Consider the following 13,996-nt stretch of genomic DNA (forward strand, 5'->3'; position numbering starts at 1 on the left):
TCAGAGCACGCTGCCCATCGCCTTCATCAGCACCGGGTCGCGCCCGTAGATATCCGGCGCGTACACCAGCCCGCCTTGACGATCCACTTCCACGGTCCAGTAACTCAACAGCACCGGCACGGGAGTGGCCAGGCGGAATTCGTGGGTCACGCCGGTGGCCAGCAGTTCGTCGGTGCGAGTGCGCTCGGCAGGACTGACCAGCAGGTCGCGCAGCAGCAACGGTTGTTCAACCCGCACGCAGCCGGAGCTGAACGCGCGCGGGCCCTTGGTGAACAGCGGCTGGCTGGGGGTGTCGTGCAGGTACACCGAGTAGGGATTGGGAAAGCGCATCACGATTTTGCCCAGCGGATTGCGCGGGCCGGCTTCCTGGCGCAGCAAGATATTGCCGGGGCGCGCCCAGTCGATCTGTTCCGGCGCCAGCGGGTGGCCTTCGGCATCGAGCACTTGCAGGTTCTGCTGGCGCAGGTATTCGGGGTTGAGGCGAATGGCCGGGAGCTTGTCCTCGCGCATGATAGTGGGCGGGATGGTCCAAGTGGGGTTGAGGGTCAAGCGGGTGATGCGCGACTTGAGCAACGGTGTCTGGCGCTCGGCGCGCCCCACCTGCAGACGGGTTTGCCACACGGGAATGCCGCTCTGGTACACGCTCAGTTGCGCAGCGGCGACGTTGACCAGCACGCCTTCGGGTTCCAGGTCCTGGGCCAGCCAGCGGAAGCGTTCGAGGTTGATGCGCAACTGCTCGCGCCGTACCGCCGGGCTGATATTGAGTTCGGCCACGGTGCCGGCGCCGATCACGCCATCGGCCTGCAATGAATGGCTGAGCTGAAAGGCTTTGACCGCGTCTACCAGTTCCGCGCGGTACTGCTTGCCGCCCCCCTTGGGTTCAGCGGCCAGGTAGCCGCCACTAAAGAGACGCCGTGCCAGCTCCGGTACTCGCGCGTCTTCCATGCCAGGGCGCAACAACGGGCCGCTGCCCACCGGGTCCCAATGGGGCAAGGGTTGCTGACGCACGCTGGCGTAGGCATTGCGCAGGCTGCGGTAGAGGTCGGCGCTGGGACGCGCCTGGTCGAAGGCTTGCGCCATGTCGTGCAGGCCCAATGCAGCGAAGGCCAACACCTCGGCATTCGGGTCGCCGCTCGGCGGCTGCGCGTGCCACAGCGGCTCGAAGCGCGATTGCTGCAAGCGCCCGTAGTGCAAATCCTGCAGGGCTTGCAGATAGTGGCGGCTGCTGTCGATATCGCTGCACAGCACGTTGGCCGTGGCATCTACGGTTGGCAGGCTATAGTGGGAAGGGTCCAGGCCGTCGTCGGCGAGCAATTGCAGTTGGGCATGCAAGGCTTGGCGACGGGTTTCATCGGACCACAACGCGACATCGCCCTGCTGCTGATAAAAGGCTTGCAGACGCAGTTGCGCGGCGGCGTCGATCTGCGGCGCCAGGCCAGGGCAGACACTGGGCAACTGCGCCAGCGCCTGTTGCACGGGGGCCAGGTCGATCGGCGCCGGCGTGGTCACCGGCAAGGGTTCAACGGGCAGCGCTTCGGCCGTGGCGACCAGTGGTGCAACGAGCAAGCAAATGCTCAAGTAACATGCGTGTTTTTTGAACAATGCCTTAGCTCCAATCCACAGTGGGGGAAGTACTGTAGATGCTGACTTTTATGTGCCGCCTCGGCCTGATCACCGCAAGCCTGGCTGTGTTGAGTACATCTGTGCTCGCCGCCGACGGCAACGTTCCTTCCTTGTATAGCAGCCTGGCGCGCTCGGCTCCAGAACTCAATCCTACTGTGCTCAAAAGCGCCCTGAACGCCGTGCAATGCGCGGTCAATAATGGCGAAGAACGTTCCGAGCGCCTGGCCGTGATCGATTATTCCCAACCTTCGACCGCCCGTCGCCTGTGGATCTTCGACCTGCGCAAGAAAACCCTGCTGCTGCGCGACTTGGTGGCCCACGGCGCCAAGTCCGGGGAAAACTTCGCCACGCAGTTCTCCAACCTTGAAGGCAGCCATCAATCCAGCCTGGGCCTGTTCCGCACCCAGGAGAGTTACCTGGGCACCCACGGCTATTCGCTGCGCATGGATGGCCTGGAGCCGGGCTTCAATGACTCAGCCCGCGACCGCGCCATTGTGATTCATGCCGCCGACTACGTCAGCCCGCTGTGGAGCAAGCGCGAAGGCCGTATCGGTCGCAGCCAGGGTTGCCCGGCCGTCCGCCCGCAAGTGGCGCGTCAAGTGGTGGACAAGCTCAAGGACGGGCAGTTCATGTTTTCGTGGTATCCCGACCAGCGCTGGTTGAAGTCCTCGACCTACCTCAATTGCAAACCCCAGCAGGTGGCCAGTAGTCGTACAATCCGTGGCGGTTAGCCTGTCCCCACCGATTAGAGAGAGCACCCAATGCTTCTACATAAGTCCACCTGGATCGAGATCGAGCAGTTTCTACAGCGCAGCCGCACGGTGGTGGTGCCCATCGGTTCCAACGAGCAACACGGCCCCACCGGCCTGCTGGGCACCGACTGGATGTGCCCGGAAATCATCGCCCATGAAGCGCAACGGCACGCCGAACTGCTGATAGGCCCAACGTTCAATATCGGTATGGCCCAGCACCACCTGGGGTTTCCCGGCACCATCTCGCTGCGCCCTTCCACTTTTATCGCTGCGATTGGCGACTGGGTGCGTTCGCTGGCCGGGCATGGTTTCGAGAAGATCCTGTTCTTGAACGGCCATGGCGGCAATATCGCTACCATCGAAGCAGCCTTTTCCGAGTTGTACGCCGAAGCCAGCTTTGCGCGGCGCCCGGCCGGGTTCGCGCTGAAACTGGTGAACTGGTGGGATCTGGAGGGCGTCAATGAGCTGGCCCAGCGTCAGTTCCCGGTCGGCCATGGCAGCCACGCCACACCCTCGGAAATCGCGGTGACCCAATGGGCCTATCCGGAGGCAATCAAGACGGCCGAGTATTCGCCACAAATTGCCAACACCGGGCCAATCCGCGAAGCCCTGGACTTCCGCGCGCGCTTCCCCGATGGCCGCATGGGCTCGGACCCGGCACTGGCGACGGTGGAAAAAGGTGGGGAGTTGGTGGCGTTGGCTGCTCAGGGGCTGATCAAAACGGTGGGCCATTTCGCTGACGAAGCCAAACCGTAAATCGCCCTTGGTGATAGGGGCCAAGCCCCTCTCATCGCCGTCATCGGGTTATTGGCATTCCTTGGCCGCTATCTCCAGCCGCGACGGGGTAATGGTCGATGCCAGCGGCTTGCGCTCATACAAAAACACCTTGGCGCCCTCCCCGGCCTTATAAGCTTCCAGCACATCGTCGGCAGCAATCTTGCTGGTCAACACCACTTTGGCGTGACGGGAGTTTTGCGTGACCGTGGAAGAGATCCCGTGTTTTTCCAGCTTGGGCAGCACGCACTGCATATAGCTTTCAGGCGCCTTGGTGGTCTGCAAGGTCAAGCTCGGGGTGTTGGGTGCGGAAACGCATCCGGCCAGTAACACAAAAGCGAAGGCCGTGGCCGGTACGAAAAAAGAGCGCATGAAAAAATCCTGACGATAACAATAAAAGTTCATATCAACCCGCACGAATCAGGGCCTTGAGCGACGCGTCGAACTGCTTGAGGGCATCGAGCTGCACATCGCGCTGCTGTTCGATCTGCGCGGCAATCTCCGGTGCAGCCTTGTCACGCACCCACACCGACGGCACTTGCCGCTGCACCGAGCCTTCGGCTTTGGCGATGTATTGCAGGTTGGCGTCATAGAACCGCGCCACAAACCGCGCTTGGACCTGGTCATTGCGCGGTGTGAGCAACTGATTATGGGTGTCGAGCATCACCACCACATCGGGATGGGCTTGTAGCAAGGCGTCCAGAGTTTCGTAAACGGTGACCGAGACAAAACTGCCCTGTAGCGAATGCATCAACCAGTCCATGGCCAGCTCCGGGTCGGAACTGTTAACGAACGCCGCACGGATGCGTGAGTCGAGGGCATCCTTGGCGCCATTCAAGGCCATGTCGTGGTAGCGTTCAAGGTAGCTGAGGTTGTCGCGGGTGTAGTCGCTCAGCAAAACACCCACCGACTGCGTAGGCTGCAGAGAGTCTACGCTAGCGACGATCGGTAGCAAATGGCCTGTACGCAGATCGCCGGCGATTGCGGGGTTGGTGAGCAAGGCAGCGCCGAGCATCAGCAACATTGAACACAGTTGAATTAAAGTCCTCATCGCGCATTTCCCTGAACGGCGTGTCGATGGGGCAATTTTGCGCTTATGCGGCAAAAACAGAACTTGCGTTACGTGATGGTGACTATTATCTGAACCGATAGTGCACCGATAAAATTATAAGGACCATTCCATGAAGCCCCACCAGAAAACCTTCGACCGCATCCGCGAAGCCGTCCTGCCGGAGTTTCGCGATCGGGTCGCCGATTACCTGGCCGAGTACGAGCAGGTGCTGCAGGATAAGACGGTGGACGCCGACCGTTTCCAGGCCAGCGCCCACCAACTGCGCGGTTACCTGCGCGGTTTGAACACCACGCGGGTGCTGGGCATGGCCGATTGGGAAGACCTCGACCGGCGTGCCGCGCAATTGACCGAACCGGCTACAGCGCCGGACGTTGCTGATTGACCCATGCCTGTACCGATGGGCGTTGCCATTGGCGCTGCGCATACGCCACCAGCTCGGCAGGCATCGGGTCACCGTTGAGGATCAAGCGGTTGAGCATCACCGCCAGGTCTACATCGGCGATCGACCACTGGCCGAATAGATAATCCGGATTACCCGCCAGCAGCGCCTGGGCCGCCGCGATCAGTTTGGCCGCGGCCGCTTCGGCCACCGGCGACAACGGCGGCATCTTCTGCCCGCAAAACACCACCAGCGTCGAGCGCTCCTGGCGAATCGGCAGTAAATCGCTGCGCAACCATGCCTGCACTTGGCGCGCCTTGGCCCGCTGCTTTGGGTCGGTCGGGTACACCGGCGTGTGCGGGTAGACCTGATCCAGATACTCCGTGATCGCGGAAGACTCCGATAATGCAAAGTCCCCCTCAACCAGGGTCGGCACCCGTTGCGTCAGCGACAACCGGGTGTAATCGGCTGCCTGGTTCTGCGCAGCGTCCAGGTCCACGGGAATGGTGTCGAAAGCCAGGCCTTTTTCCCGCAGGGTGACAAAGACCGACATGGCGTACGGACTGGTGTAGAGCGAATCGACATAAAGACGCAGCGGTTCGTGGTGCATGGCGATCTCCTTGAAATGAAGCCCTACGCTACGAGATCGGCGACGATAAAGACAATGCAGGCTTTTTATGGGGGCATTCCCGGCAGGAATAGCACTTAGCCGGCAAAGCCTCCTGCGTCCAGAAACGTCTGTTCCTCTGCGGTAGTGACCCGCGCCAACACGGCATTGCGATGGGGGAAACGCCCAAAGCGCTCGATGATGCGCGCGTGTTCCTTGGCCCAGTGATAGGTGCTCGCGTCCAGGTGCTGGTTGAGGTCCAGGGAGCGTTGCTGGTCGGCAGGGTCTTCGGAGTGTTCAAACGGCAAGTAGCAGAATGCCCGCAGGGCCGGCTCCACCTGCTGATCCAGGCCGGCGTCGAGCAGACGCTCTGCATATAGCCGTGCCAGCGGGTCGGTGGCGAACATATGCGCCGTGCCGCGAAAGGCATTGCGCGGGAATTGATCAAGCAGAATCAGCAAGGCCAGCGCACCTTCCGCTGAATCGAGCCAGCCCTCTAGCTCGCGACGAGCGGCTTGCAGATGGGTCGCGTAGAACCTGTCGCGGAATGTGGCATCGAAGGTGTCGTTCTTGGCGAACCAGCGTTTGGGGCCCGCGGTTTTCCAAAAATCAACAACGCTGTGGGGAGTATGGCTGGTTGTTGCGTCATGCAGGGTCACGGTGGCGGCCTCCAGTGAGGGTTGAGCGAATACCGCAGAAGGTATCAGAAGCAGGACGCTGCGCACCTGAATGTTATAGGATAACACTCCGCTTATCTCTACCCTGCGACTCTAGCCCATGACCGACGCCCCTCCCCTGCGCCAACGCCTGCTCTCCATCGACGCCCTGCGCGGCTTGGTGATTCTGTTTATGTTGCTCGACCATGTACGCGAGACCTTCTTACTGCACCGCCAGGTCGGCGACCCCATGAACATCGACAGCACTGAGCCGGCGCTGTTTATCAGCCGTACCCTCGCCCACCTGTGCGCGCCGGTGTTTGTGTTGCTGACCGGGCTGTCGGCGTGGTTGTACGGTCAGAAGTACCAGGGACGGCGCGACGTGTCCGCGTTTCTGTTCAAGCGCGGGCTGTTTCTGGTGGTGTTGGAATTCACCTTGGTCAACTTCGCCTGGACCTTCCAACTGCCGCCCAGCGTGATCTACCTGCAGGTGATCTGGGCCATCGGCGTAAGCATGCTCGCCCTGGCCGCGCTGGTGTGGTTGCCGCGCCCATTGTTGATCGTGTTCGCGCTGCTGCTTATCGCCGGGCACAACCTGCTCGATGGTGTGCACTTTGCGCCAGGCTCGGCGCTGCAAACCCTATGGTCGATGCTGCATGAGCGCAGTTGGATCGATGTCAGCGACAACCTGCGCCTGCGCGTCACCTACCCGGTGTTGCCGTGGATCGGTGTGATTGCCCTGGGTTACGGCCTGGGACCGTGGTTTGCCAATGCCACGCCGCCCGGCACCCGTCAGCGTTATCTGCGACTGGCGGGCGTGAGCGCGCTGGTGGGTTTTGTGGTGTTGCGCACCATCAACGGCTACGGCGAAAAGCCGTGGCAGGCGTATGACGCAGGCGTGCAAACAATGATGAGTTTTTTCAATGTGACCAAGTACCCGCCTTCACTGTTGTTTCTGGCGTTGACCCTGGGCATAGGCCTGCTGCTGTTATTGGCGTTTGAACGCGCTGGGCATCGACGCTGGATCGGGGTGTTGGCGGTGATGGGTTCGGTGCCAATGTTCTTTTACCTGCTGCATCTTTATGTGCTGAAGGTGCTGTATATCGCCTGTGTCGCGCTGTTCGGTCTCAACCATGGCAACTACTTCGGCTTCGACTCTGTGGGTGCAGTGTGGCTGCTGGCGTTGATGTTGCCCCTGGCGCTCTACCCGCCCGTGCGCTGGTTCGCCAGGCTCAAGGATCGCCGCCGCGACCTGGCCTGGCTTAAGTACCTTTGAGCTTAAGTACCTTTGATCCGACACAAATCTGGGCGGGGGCAAGCCCCCTCCCCATTCAAGCCAACTCGGCACGCAATTGGCGGGCGGCGGCGACCATATGAATCAACGCCGCCTCCGTCTCCGCCCAACCCCGCGTTTTCAAGCCGCAATCGGGGTTGACCCACAGCCGCTCGGCGGGGATGCGCCGAGCCGCCTTGCGCAGCAGGTTGGCCATCTCCGAAGCATCCGGCACGCGAGGCGAGTGGATGTCATACACGCCCGGGCCAATCTCGTTGGGGTAATCGAAGGCTTCGAAGGCCTCCAGCAGTTCCATGTCCGAACGTGAGGTTTCGATGGTAATCACATCGGCATCCATGGCCGCGATGGACTCGATCACGTCGTTGAACTCGCTGTAGCACATGTGCGTGTGGATCTGGGTTTCATCGCGCACGCCAGCGGCACACAAGCGGAACGCTTCGGTGGCCCAAGCCAGGTAGGACTGCCACTGCGCCTGACGCAACGGCAAGCCTTCACGGAATGCCGCTTCGTCAATCTGCACGATGCGGATGCCCGCGGCTTCCAGGTCCAGCACTTCATCGCCAATCGCCAGGGCCAGTTGCCGAGCCTGCGCTTCGCGGCTCACGTCTTCGCGCGGGAATGACCACATCAGCATGGTCACCGGGCCGGTCAACATGCCTTTCATTACCTTGCGGGTCAGGCCCTGAGCGTAGCGGATCCACTCGACGGTCATGGCGTGCGGACGGCTCAGATCGCCGACAATCACCGCCGGCTTCACGCAACGCGAACCATAGCTCTGCACCCAGCCAAAACGGGTGAACGCATAGCCATCCAGTTGCTCGGCAAAATACTCAACCATGTCGTTACGTTCGGCTTCGCCGTGTACCAGCACGTCCAGCCCGAGGTGTTCCTGCACCTCGACGGCGTGACGAATCTCACTGTGCATGGCTTCGACGTATTCGGCTTCACTCAACTTGCCTTGCTTGTAGGACTGACGCGCCAGGCGAATCGACGCGGTCTGCGGGAATGAACCGATGGTGGTCGTGGGAAGCAGCGGTAGATTCAGGCCGGCGCGCTGTTGCTCGATACGCTGGGCAAACGGCGACTGGCGCTGGCTGTCCCTGGCGGTGATGGCCGCCACGCGCGCCTGCACCGCCGGTTTATGGATACGTGGCGACGCCGCGCGAGCGGCCTGCACGGCGCGACTTTCAGCGAGCGCGGCGCGTACGTTGGCGGCGTCGGGTTGGTCGACTGCCTGGGCTAGCACGGCCACTTCGGCGCATTTCTGTACCGCAAATGCCAGCCAACTTTTCAGCTCGGCATCAAGTTGGTCTTCACGGCCAAGGTCCACCGGGCTGTGCAGCAACGAGCACGACGGCGCCACCCACAACCGATCGCCAAGCCGTTCGTGGGCGTGCTGCAACGTTGCCAGGGCTTTTTCCAAGTCGCAGCGCCAGACGTTGCGGCCGTTGACCACGCCCAGGGACAACACTTTGTAAGCCGGCAAACGGTCGAGGATGGTCGGGTATTGCTCCGGCGCACGTACCAGGTCGATGTGCAGGCCGTCCACCGGCAGGTTGGCGGCCAGGCCGAGGTTTTCTTCCAGGCCACCGAAGTAGGTGGCGAGCAGTTTTTTCAGTGGGTCGCGCTGGATTTGGTTGTAAGCGCGTTCGAAAGCGTTTTTCCACGCCTGCGGCAGATCGAGCACCAGGATTGGCTCGTCGATCTGTACCCATTCCACACCCAACTCGGCCAGGCGCTGGAAGATCTGGCCGTACAGGGGCAACAGGCGGTCGAGTAAATCGAGCTTGTCGAATTCGCCGCCCTTGGCTTTGCCCAGCCACAGGTAAGTCAGCGGACCAATGATCACTGGCTTGACGCTGTGGCCCAGCTCGCGGGCTTCCTTGACCTCATCGAACAACTGATCCCAGCCAAGGTGGAAGTGCTGGTCGGCGCTGAACTCAGGCACAAGGTAGTGGTAGTTGGTGTCGAACCACTTGGTCATTTCCTGGGCGTGGGCACCGCCGCAGCAACTGTCGCTGACACCCCGGGCCATGGCGAACAGGGTATGCAGCGTGGCCTGGCCATCGGCAGGACGAAAGCGCTCGGGGATCACGCCGAACATCAGCGAGTGGGTCAGCACCTGGTCGTACCAGGCAAAATCGCCGGCCGGCAACAGCTCGATGCCCGCCTGTTTCTGCATATCCCAATGGGCCTTGCGCAGGTCGCGGCCAACGGCAAGCAGGCCGGCTTCGTCGAGTTCGCCCTTCCAGAATGCTTCCTGGGCTTTTTTCAATTCACGATCGCGTCCAATGCGTGGAAACCCGAGGGAATGTGCGACTGCCATGACGTGCAACTCCAATGCCGTAAGTAATGGCAGGCATTGTCGGCAGACACCGATCGTGAAACAAACTCATTTTATTCTAGATGATCACGAATATAGCTCATGATCAGATACTGGCTATTACCAACTCAGCAAGCCCTCCTTGAGCCCTACCGCCATCACCTCTTGCGCCGAAACATTGAGCCACGCCTCCACGCCTGGCTCGCCAACCGACGCCAGCCAACGCCCGACCATCTGATACCCCAACGCATACCCCAACCACCGAGGCTTGTCGCCAGTGCCGAAAAACCAGGCGCTATGGTCGTAATACCGCGCCTCAAGTTCACCCATCGGCACAGGCGCGGTTTGCAGCGCTTCAAGGCTGAACGCCCGCTCCCAGGGTTCCGCTGCGCTGCCGAGCAGATGCGCCACGAACTGCCCCGCCAGCCCTTCGCTGACCAGCGCTTCTCCCAACGTCCAGCCGTAGCCGGGACCGGCCATGCGCAGGCAGTGATGCACCTCGTGCACAATGTGACGTTGCAGCGCGCCGTTGTGGAGGCTGTGGGCAAAGTGAGGGTTGTCGGGGTCCAGGGTCATGGAGAACATCGTGCTGCGGTAGGCCCGTCCGACCAGACCCAGTTCGGCAAGGGTTTCGCCGGGCAGACGCTGGATCAGTACGTCGAGTCGCGGCGGCGGCATCCAGCCAGCAATCGCGCGGTAAGCACTTTCGAATGTCGCGCTCACCTCGCGGCGACACTCGGCCAAGGAGCCCGAGGCTTCCAGCCAGTGCAGTGTCCATGCATCCATTCTCACCTCTCGTCGTCCTGAATCGGTTCCATCATCGAAGGGGGCCATCATACTGACGGCCTGTCATATTGGCAGGCCAGATTAAACGGGGGCGGCAAAATCCGCCCACTAACCTTTCGATCTGTTCCAAGTGCGGGCACAATGCGTGTCCTTTTTTGGCAGGCACCGCCGCAGGCTCTGAAAAATGATCAAAACGCCGTACTACCTCATCGATAAACAGAAGCTTCTGGTCAACATGCAGAAGATCGCCTACGTGCGCGAGCAGTCCGGCGCCAAGGCGCTGTTGGCGCTCAAGTGCTTTGCGACCTGGTCGGTGTTCGACCTGCTGCAGCAATACATGGATGGCACCACGTCGTCGTCGCTGTATGAGTTGAAGCTCGGCCGCCAGAAGTTCGAAGGTGAGGCGCACGCCTACAGCGTGGCCTGGGCCGACGATGAAATCGAAGAGATGCTGGAGAACTGCGACAAGATCATCTTCAACTCCATCAGCCAGTTGCAGCGTTTTGCCGAACGTTCCGAAGGCAAGACCCGCGGCCTGCGAGTCAACCCGCAGGTGAGCAGCTCCGACTACCTGCTGGCCGACCCGGCGCGTCCGTTCAGCCGCCTGGGCGAATGGGACCCGGTGAAGATCGAAGGCGTGATCGAGCAGATCAGCGGCTTCATGTTCCACAACAACTGTGAGAACGGCGATTTCAGCCTGTTCGACAAGATGCTCGGCACCATCGAAGAACGCTTCGGCGCGCTGCTGCACAAGGTCAAATGGGTCAGCCTAGGCGGCGGCATCCACTTCACCGGCGAAGGCTATGCGCTGGACGCATTCTGCGCACGCTTGAAGGCGTTCTCCGAGAAGTACGGCGTGCAGGTCTACCTGGAACCGGGTGAAGCGGCGATCACCAACAGTGCCTCCCTGGAAGTCACCGTGCTCGACACCCTCTATAACGGCAAACACCTCGCCGTCGTGGACAGCTCCATCGAAGCCCACCTGCTGGACCTGCTGATCTACCGCCTCAACGCCAAGCTGGCGCCTAGCGAAGGCGAACACACCTACATGGTGTGCGGCAAATCCTGCCTGGCCGGGGATATCTTCGGCGAATATCAATTTGATCGTCCGCTGGCCATCGGCGATCGGCTGTCGTTCATCGACACCGCGGGCTACACCATGGTCAAGAAAAACTGGTTCAACGGCCTGAAAATGCCGTCCATCGTAGTGAAACAACTCGACGGTACAGTCGAGGTGGTTCGTGAATTTGGTTACGACGACTACCTGTCCAGCCTTTCGTAAGCTGGCGGATAAAGGAGAGATAAAGCAATTGAAAAAGAACGTTCTTATCATTGGTGCAGGAGGTGTCGCCAAGGTGGTGGCCCACAAGTGCGCGCAGCACAACGACGAACTCGGTCGTATTGCTATCGCGTCGCGCAACATCTCCAAATGCCAGGCCATCATCGACAGCGTCAAGGCCAAGGGTAGCCTCAAGGTTCCCGCCGATATCCAAGCCTTCGCGCTGAACGCCCTGGACGTGGAAGCGACCAAGGCCCTGATCCGCGAGACCGAATCGCAGATCGTCATCAACGTCGGTTCCGCGTTCCTCAACATGTCGGTCCTGCGTGCCTGCATCGACACGGGCGTAGCGTACCTCGACACCGCCATCCACGAAGAGCCGGGCAAGGTCTGCGAGACCCCGCCGTGGTACGGCAACTACGAATGGAACCACCTGCAAGAGTGCCAACAGAAGAACATCACCGCCATTCTCGGCGTGGGCTTCGACCCGGGTGTCGTCAACGCGTATGCCGCGCTGGCGCAGCAACAGCATTTCGACCGCATTGATTCGATCGACATCCTTGACGTCAATGCCGGCTCCCATGGCAAGTACTTCGCCACCAATTTCGACCCGGAAATCAACTTCCGCGAATTCACCGGACAGGTGTGGAGCTGGCAGAACAGCCAGTGGACCAGCAACACCATGTTCGAAGTCAAACGCACCGACGACCTGCCTGTGGTCGGTTCGCAGAATCTGTACCTGACCGGCCACGATGAAGTGCACTCGCTGTCGAAGAACCTCGACGTGCCCAACGTGCGTTTCTGGATGAGCTTCGGCGAGCACTACATCAACGTGTTCACCGTGCTGAACAACCTCGGCCTGCTCTCCGAAAAACCGGTCACCACCGCCGAAGGCCTGGAAGTGGTGCCGTTGAAGGTGGTCAAGGCCGTGCTGCCCGACCCGTCTTCGCTCGCCCCTGGCTACACCGGCAAGACCTGCATCGGCGACCTGGTCAAAGGCACCAAGGACGGCCAGCCGCGTGAGGTGTTCATCTACAACGTCGCCGACCACGAAGAAGCCTTCGCCGAAACCGACAGCCAGGGCATCTCCTACACGGCCGGGGTACCACCGGTAGCCGCCGCGCTGCTGGTAGCCCGTGGCGAATGGGACGTGCAACGCATGGCCAACGTCGAGGAACTGCCGGCCGAACCGTTCCTGAAAGCACTGGATGTGATGGGCTTACCGACTCGGATCAAAGACGAGCACGGTGATCGGGCCTGGGATGCAATGGCCTGATAGGCGATAGCGGACCGAACGCAATGTGGGAGGGGGCTTGCCCCCGATAGCGGTGGATCAGCAAAGATAGGTTGGCTGACACACTGCCATCGGGGGCAAGCCCCCTCCCACCTTTGATAATCATTGCCTGGTCTGGATCATACGGCGTACTCAGCCAGGGCAGAAAATCACTCACTGAGTCCTTAACTGACAGGCTTTAGGGCAAGCCCTCTCCCGCATCTGCGTTGCCGGTTATTCCAGGTTCCGCGCCGAATTACTCAATGCCCGCGAACACTGCAACAGCGCAGGCGCCAACTGCCGCTCCGCGTCCGCCCTGCTCCATCGACTGGTCGGCGCCACCACATGCACCGCTGCTACCGGGCGGCCATTGGCACCCAACACGGGCGCGCCGATGGTCATGTCGCCGAGGAACAACTCCTGGGTATTCACCGCGTACCCCTGCTCCCTCACCTGTTCCAGCGACGCCATGATCGCGGCCACATCCGTCAACGTATGGCTGGTGTGTGCAATACGCTGGCTATGCTCGATCAAGCCCAACGCCTCCTGCGCCGGCAGCGCGCTCAAATACGCCCTCCCCGACGCCGTGCAATACATCGGCACCCGCGAGCCGATCGGCATATGCACCGGCACAAAGCCTGAACTGACGAAGCGTGCGATGTAGGTCATGTCGTAGCCTGCCGGTTCGGTCAAGCACGAGGTTTCGCCGGTCAGCCGCGTCAACTCGGAGAGAAACGGGTTGGCCACCTCAATCAATGAATGCGCATCCAGGTAACTGAAGCCCAGTTCCAATACCCGTGGGGTGAGTTGGTAATGCCGGGTGCGGGAGTGTTTCCGAAGGTAACCCAAGCTTTCGAGGGTAAACACCATGCGTTGGGCCGAGCTTTTGGTCATCCCGGCCGCCTCGGCCACCTCTGCGAGGCTCATGCTGCGGCGCTGGGCGCTGAATGCCTTAAGCACCGACAGGCCTTTTTCCAGGGATTGGTTGTGCAAGCTGTTGCGTTCTTCGGACATGGCGAACTCACGGTCAGGTCAATCAGGCGTGGGACTATTTGTACCTGAAAACACGAAAACAGACCATTAAGTATCGCATATCGATACGAATAGTTCATTTTGTCGATTTTATACCGCGCTATGCGATTTTTTAGTATCGAAATGGCACAGAGCTTGCGGTTTCA

The 13,996-nt window shown here is 60.7% G+C and carries 14 protein-coding genes; 6 read left to right on the forward strand and 8 right to left on the reverse strand.

The features are described from left to right. Positions 1-1,602 (reverse strand): L,D-transpeptidase family protein, encoded by a 1,602-nt coding sequence (locus FIV35_RS18400; RefSeq protein ID WP_034138496.1) that lies wholly within the window; start codon positions 1,600-1,602, stop codon positions 1-3. 38 nt (positions 1,603-1,640) lie between these two features. Between FIV35_RS18400 and FIV35_RS18405 the strand changes: the two genes are divergently transcribed. Further along, on the forward strand, positions 1,641-2,354 hold the full coding sequence (locus tag FIV35_RS18405; protein ID WP_034098532.1) for a murein L,D-transpeptidase catalytic domain family protein: 714 nt from the start codon (positions 1,641-1,643) through the stop codon (positions 2,352-2,354). A gap of 30 nt (positions 2,355-2,384) precedes the next feature. Next, a complete protein-coding gene (locus tag FIV35_RS18410) occupies positions 2,385-3,131 on the forward strand; it encodes a creatininase family protein (RefSeq protein ID WP_034138497.1) in 747 nt (248 codons plus the stop codon). A gap of 48 nt (positions 3,132-3,179) precedes the next feature. On the opposite strand, the gene FIV35_RS18415 is transcribed toward FIV35_RS18410, so the two are convergent. Continuing rightward, positions 3,180-3,521 carry a hypothetical protein gene (locus FIV35_RS18415; RefSeq protein WP_034138498.1) on the reverse strand — a complete coding sequence of 114 codons (342 nt, stop codon included), beginning with the start codon at positions 3,519-3,521 and terminating at the stop codon, positions 3,180-3,182. 34 nt (positions 3,522-3,555) lie between these two features. Continuing rightward, positions 3,556-4,200: a hypothetical protein gene (locus FIV35_RS18420; protein ID WP_034138499.1), complete on the reverse strand. Its 645-nt coding sequence runs from the start codon at positions 4,198-4,200 to the stop codon at positions 3,556-3,558. A 130-nt stretch (positions 4,201-4,330) separates the two neighbouring features. Between FIV35_RS18420 and FIV35_RS18425 the strand changes: the two genes are divergently transcribed. Then, positions 4,331-4,603: a hypothetical protein gene (locus FIV35_RS18425; RefSeq protein ID WP_034098540.1), complete on the forward strand. Its 273-nt coding sequence runs from the start codon at positions 4,331-4,333 to the stop codon at positions 4,601-4,603. On the opposite strand, the gene yfcF is transcribed toward FIV35_RS18425, so the two are convergent. After that, complete coding sequence (gene yfcF, locus FIV35_RS18430) at positions 4,578-5,210, reverse strand: glutathione transferase (RefSeq protein WP_034138500.1); 633 nt, start codon at positions 5,208-5,210, stop codon at positions 4,578-4,580. The genes FIV35_RS18425 and yfcF overlap by 26 nt on opposite strands. A gap of 95 nt (positions 5,211-5,305) precedes the next feature. Further along, a complete protein-coding gene (locus FIV35_RS18435) occupies positions 5,306-5,860 on the reverse strand; it encodes a DUF924 family protein (protein WP_034138548.1) in 555 nt (184 codons plus the stop codon). A 124-nt stretch (positions 5,861-5,984) separates the two neighbouring features. Here FIV35_RS18435 and FIV35_RS18440 point away from each other — a divergent pair, with 124 nt between their 5' ends. Then, positions 5,985-7,139, forward strand: a complete 1,155-nt coding sequence (locus FIV35_RS18440; RefSeq protein WP_034138501.1) for an acetyltransferase domain-containing protein — start codon at positions 5,985-5,987, stop codon at positions 7,137-7,139. A 55-nt stretch (positions 7,140-7,194) separates the two neighbouring features. Here FIV35_RS18440 and metE read toward each other — a convergent pair whose 3' ends face one another. Continuing rightward, the gene (gene metE / locus FIV35_RS18445) at positions 7,195-9,483 is read right to left on the reverse strand and encodes a 5-methyltetrahydropteroyltriglutamate--homocysteine S-methyltransferase (RefSeq protein WP_034138502.1); all 2,289 of its coding nucleotides are present in this window, start codon (positions 9,481-9,483) and stop codon (positions 7,195-7,197) included. Between the two features lie 117 nt (positions 9,484-9,600). Further along, a complete protein-coding gene (locus FIV35_RS18450) occupies positions 9,601-10,266 on the reverse strand; it encodes a DUF2268 domain-containing putative Zn-dependent protease (RefSeq protein ID WP_034138503.1) in 666 nt (221 codons plus the stop codon). Between the two features lie 184 nt (positions 10,267-10,450). Between FIV35_RS18450 and FIV35_RS18455 the strand changes: the two genes are divergently transcribed. Then, the gene (locus tag FIV35_RS18455) at positions 10,451-11,548 is read left to right on the forward strand and encodes a carboxynorspermidine decarboxylase (RefSeq protein ID WP_034138504.1); all 1,098 of its coding nucleotides are present in this window, start codon (positions 10,451-10,453) and stop codon (positions 11,546-11,548) included. 28 nt (positions 11,549-11,576) lie between these two features. Continuing rightward, on the forward strand, positions 11,577-12,821 hold the full coding sequence (locus tag FIV35_RS18460; protein WP_034098551.1) for a saccharopine dehydrogenase family protein: 1,245 nt from the start codon (positions 11,577-11,579) through the stop codon (positions 12,819-12,821). Positions 12,822-13,052: 231 nt separating this feature from the next. Here the strand turns inward: FIV35_RS18460 and FIV35_RS18465 are convergent, their stop codons facing one another. Then, the gene (locus tag FIV35_RS18465) at positions 13,053-13,832 is read right to left on the reverse strand and encodes an IclR family transcriptional regulator (RefSeq protein ID WP_034098552.1); all 780 of its coding nucleotides are present in this window, start codon (positions 13,830-13,832) and stop codon (positions 13,053-13,055) included. Positions 13,833-13,996 lie beyond the last annotated feature (164 nt).

The sequence above is a fragment of the Pseudomonas rhodesiae genome (assembly GCF_007858255.1).
Lineage (GTDB): Bacteria > Pseudomonadota > Gammaproteobacteria > Pseudomonadales > Pseudomonadaceae > Aquipseudomonas > Aquipseudomonas rhodesiae.

What these genes read in the sequence shown, in the direction of transcription:
- FIV35_RS18405 (WP_034098532.1), top strand. Translation starts at nt 1,641, where the DNA reads ATGCTGACTTTTATGTGCCGCCTCGGCCTGATCACCGCAAGCCTGGCT.
- FIV35_RS18410 (WP_034138497.1), top strand. Translation starts at nt 2,385, where the DNA reads ATGCTTCTACATAAGTCCACCTGGATCGAGATCGAGCAGTTTCTACAG.
- FIV35_RS18415 (WP_034138498.1), bottom strand. Translation starts at nt 3,521, where the DNA reads ATGCGCTCTTTTTTCGTACCGGCCACGGCCTTCGCTTTTGTGTTACTG.
- FIV35_RS18420 (WP_034138499.1), bottom strand. Translation starts at nt 4,200, where the DNA reads ATGAGGACTTTAATTCAACTGTGTTCAATGTTGCTGATGCTCGGCGCT.
- FIV35_RS18425 (WP_034098540.1), top strand. Translation starts at nt 4,331, where the DNA reads ATGAAGCCCCACCAGAAAACCTTCGACCGCATCCGCGAAGCCGTCCTG.
- yfcF (WP_034138500.1), bottom strand. Translation starts at nt 5,210, where the DNA reads ATGCACCACGAACCGCTGCGTCTTTATGTCGATTCGCTCTACACCAGT.
- FIV35_RS18440 (WP_034138501.1), top strand. Translation starts at nt 5,985, where the DNA reads ATGACCGACGCCCCTCCCCTGCGCCAACGCCTGCTCTCCATCGACGCC.
- metE (WP_034138502.1), bottom strand. Translation starts at nt 9,483, where the DNA reads ATGGCAGTCGCACATTCCCTCGGGTTTCCACGCATTGGACGCGATCGT.
- FIV35_RS18450 (WP_034138503.1), bottom strand. Translation starts at nt 10,266, where the DNA reads ATGGATGCATGGACACTGCACTGGCTGGAAGCCTCGGGCTCCTTGGCC.
- FIV35_RS18455 (WP_034138504.1), top strand. Translation starts at nt 10,451, where the DNA reads ATGATCAAAACGCCGTACTACCTCATCGATAAACAGAAGCTTCTGGTC.
- FIV35_RS18465 (WP_034098552.1), bottom strand. Translation starts at nt 13,832, where the DNA reads ATGTCCGAAGAACGCAACAGCTTGCACAACCAATCCCTGGAAAAAGGC.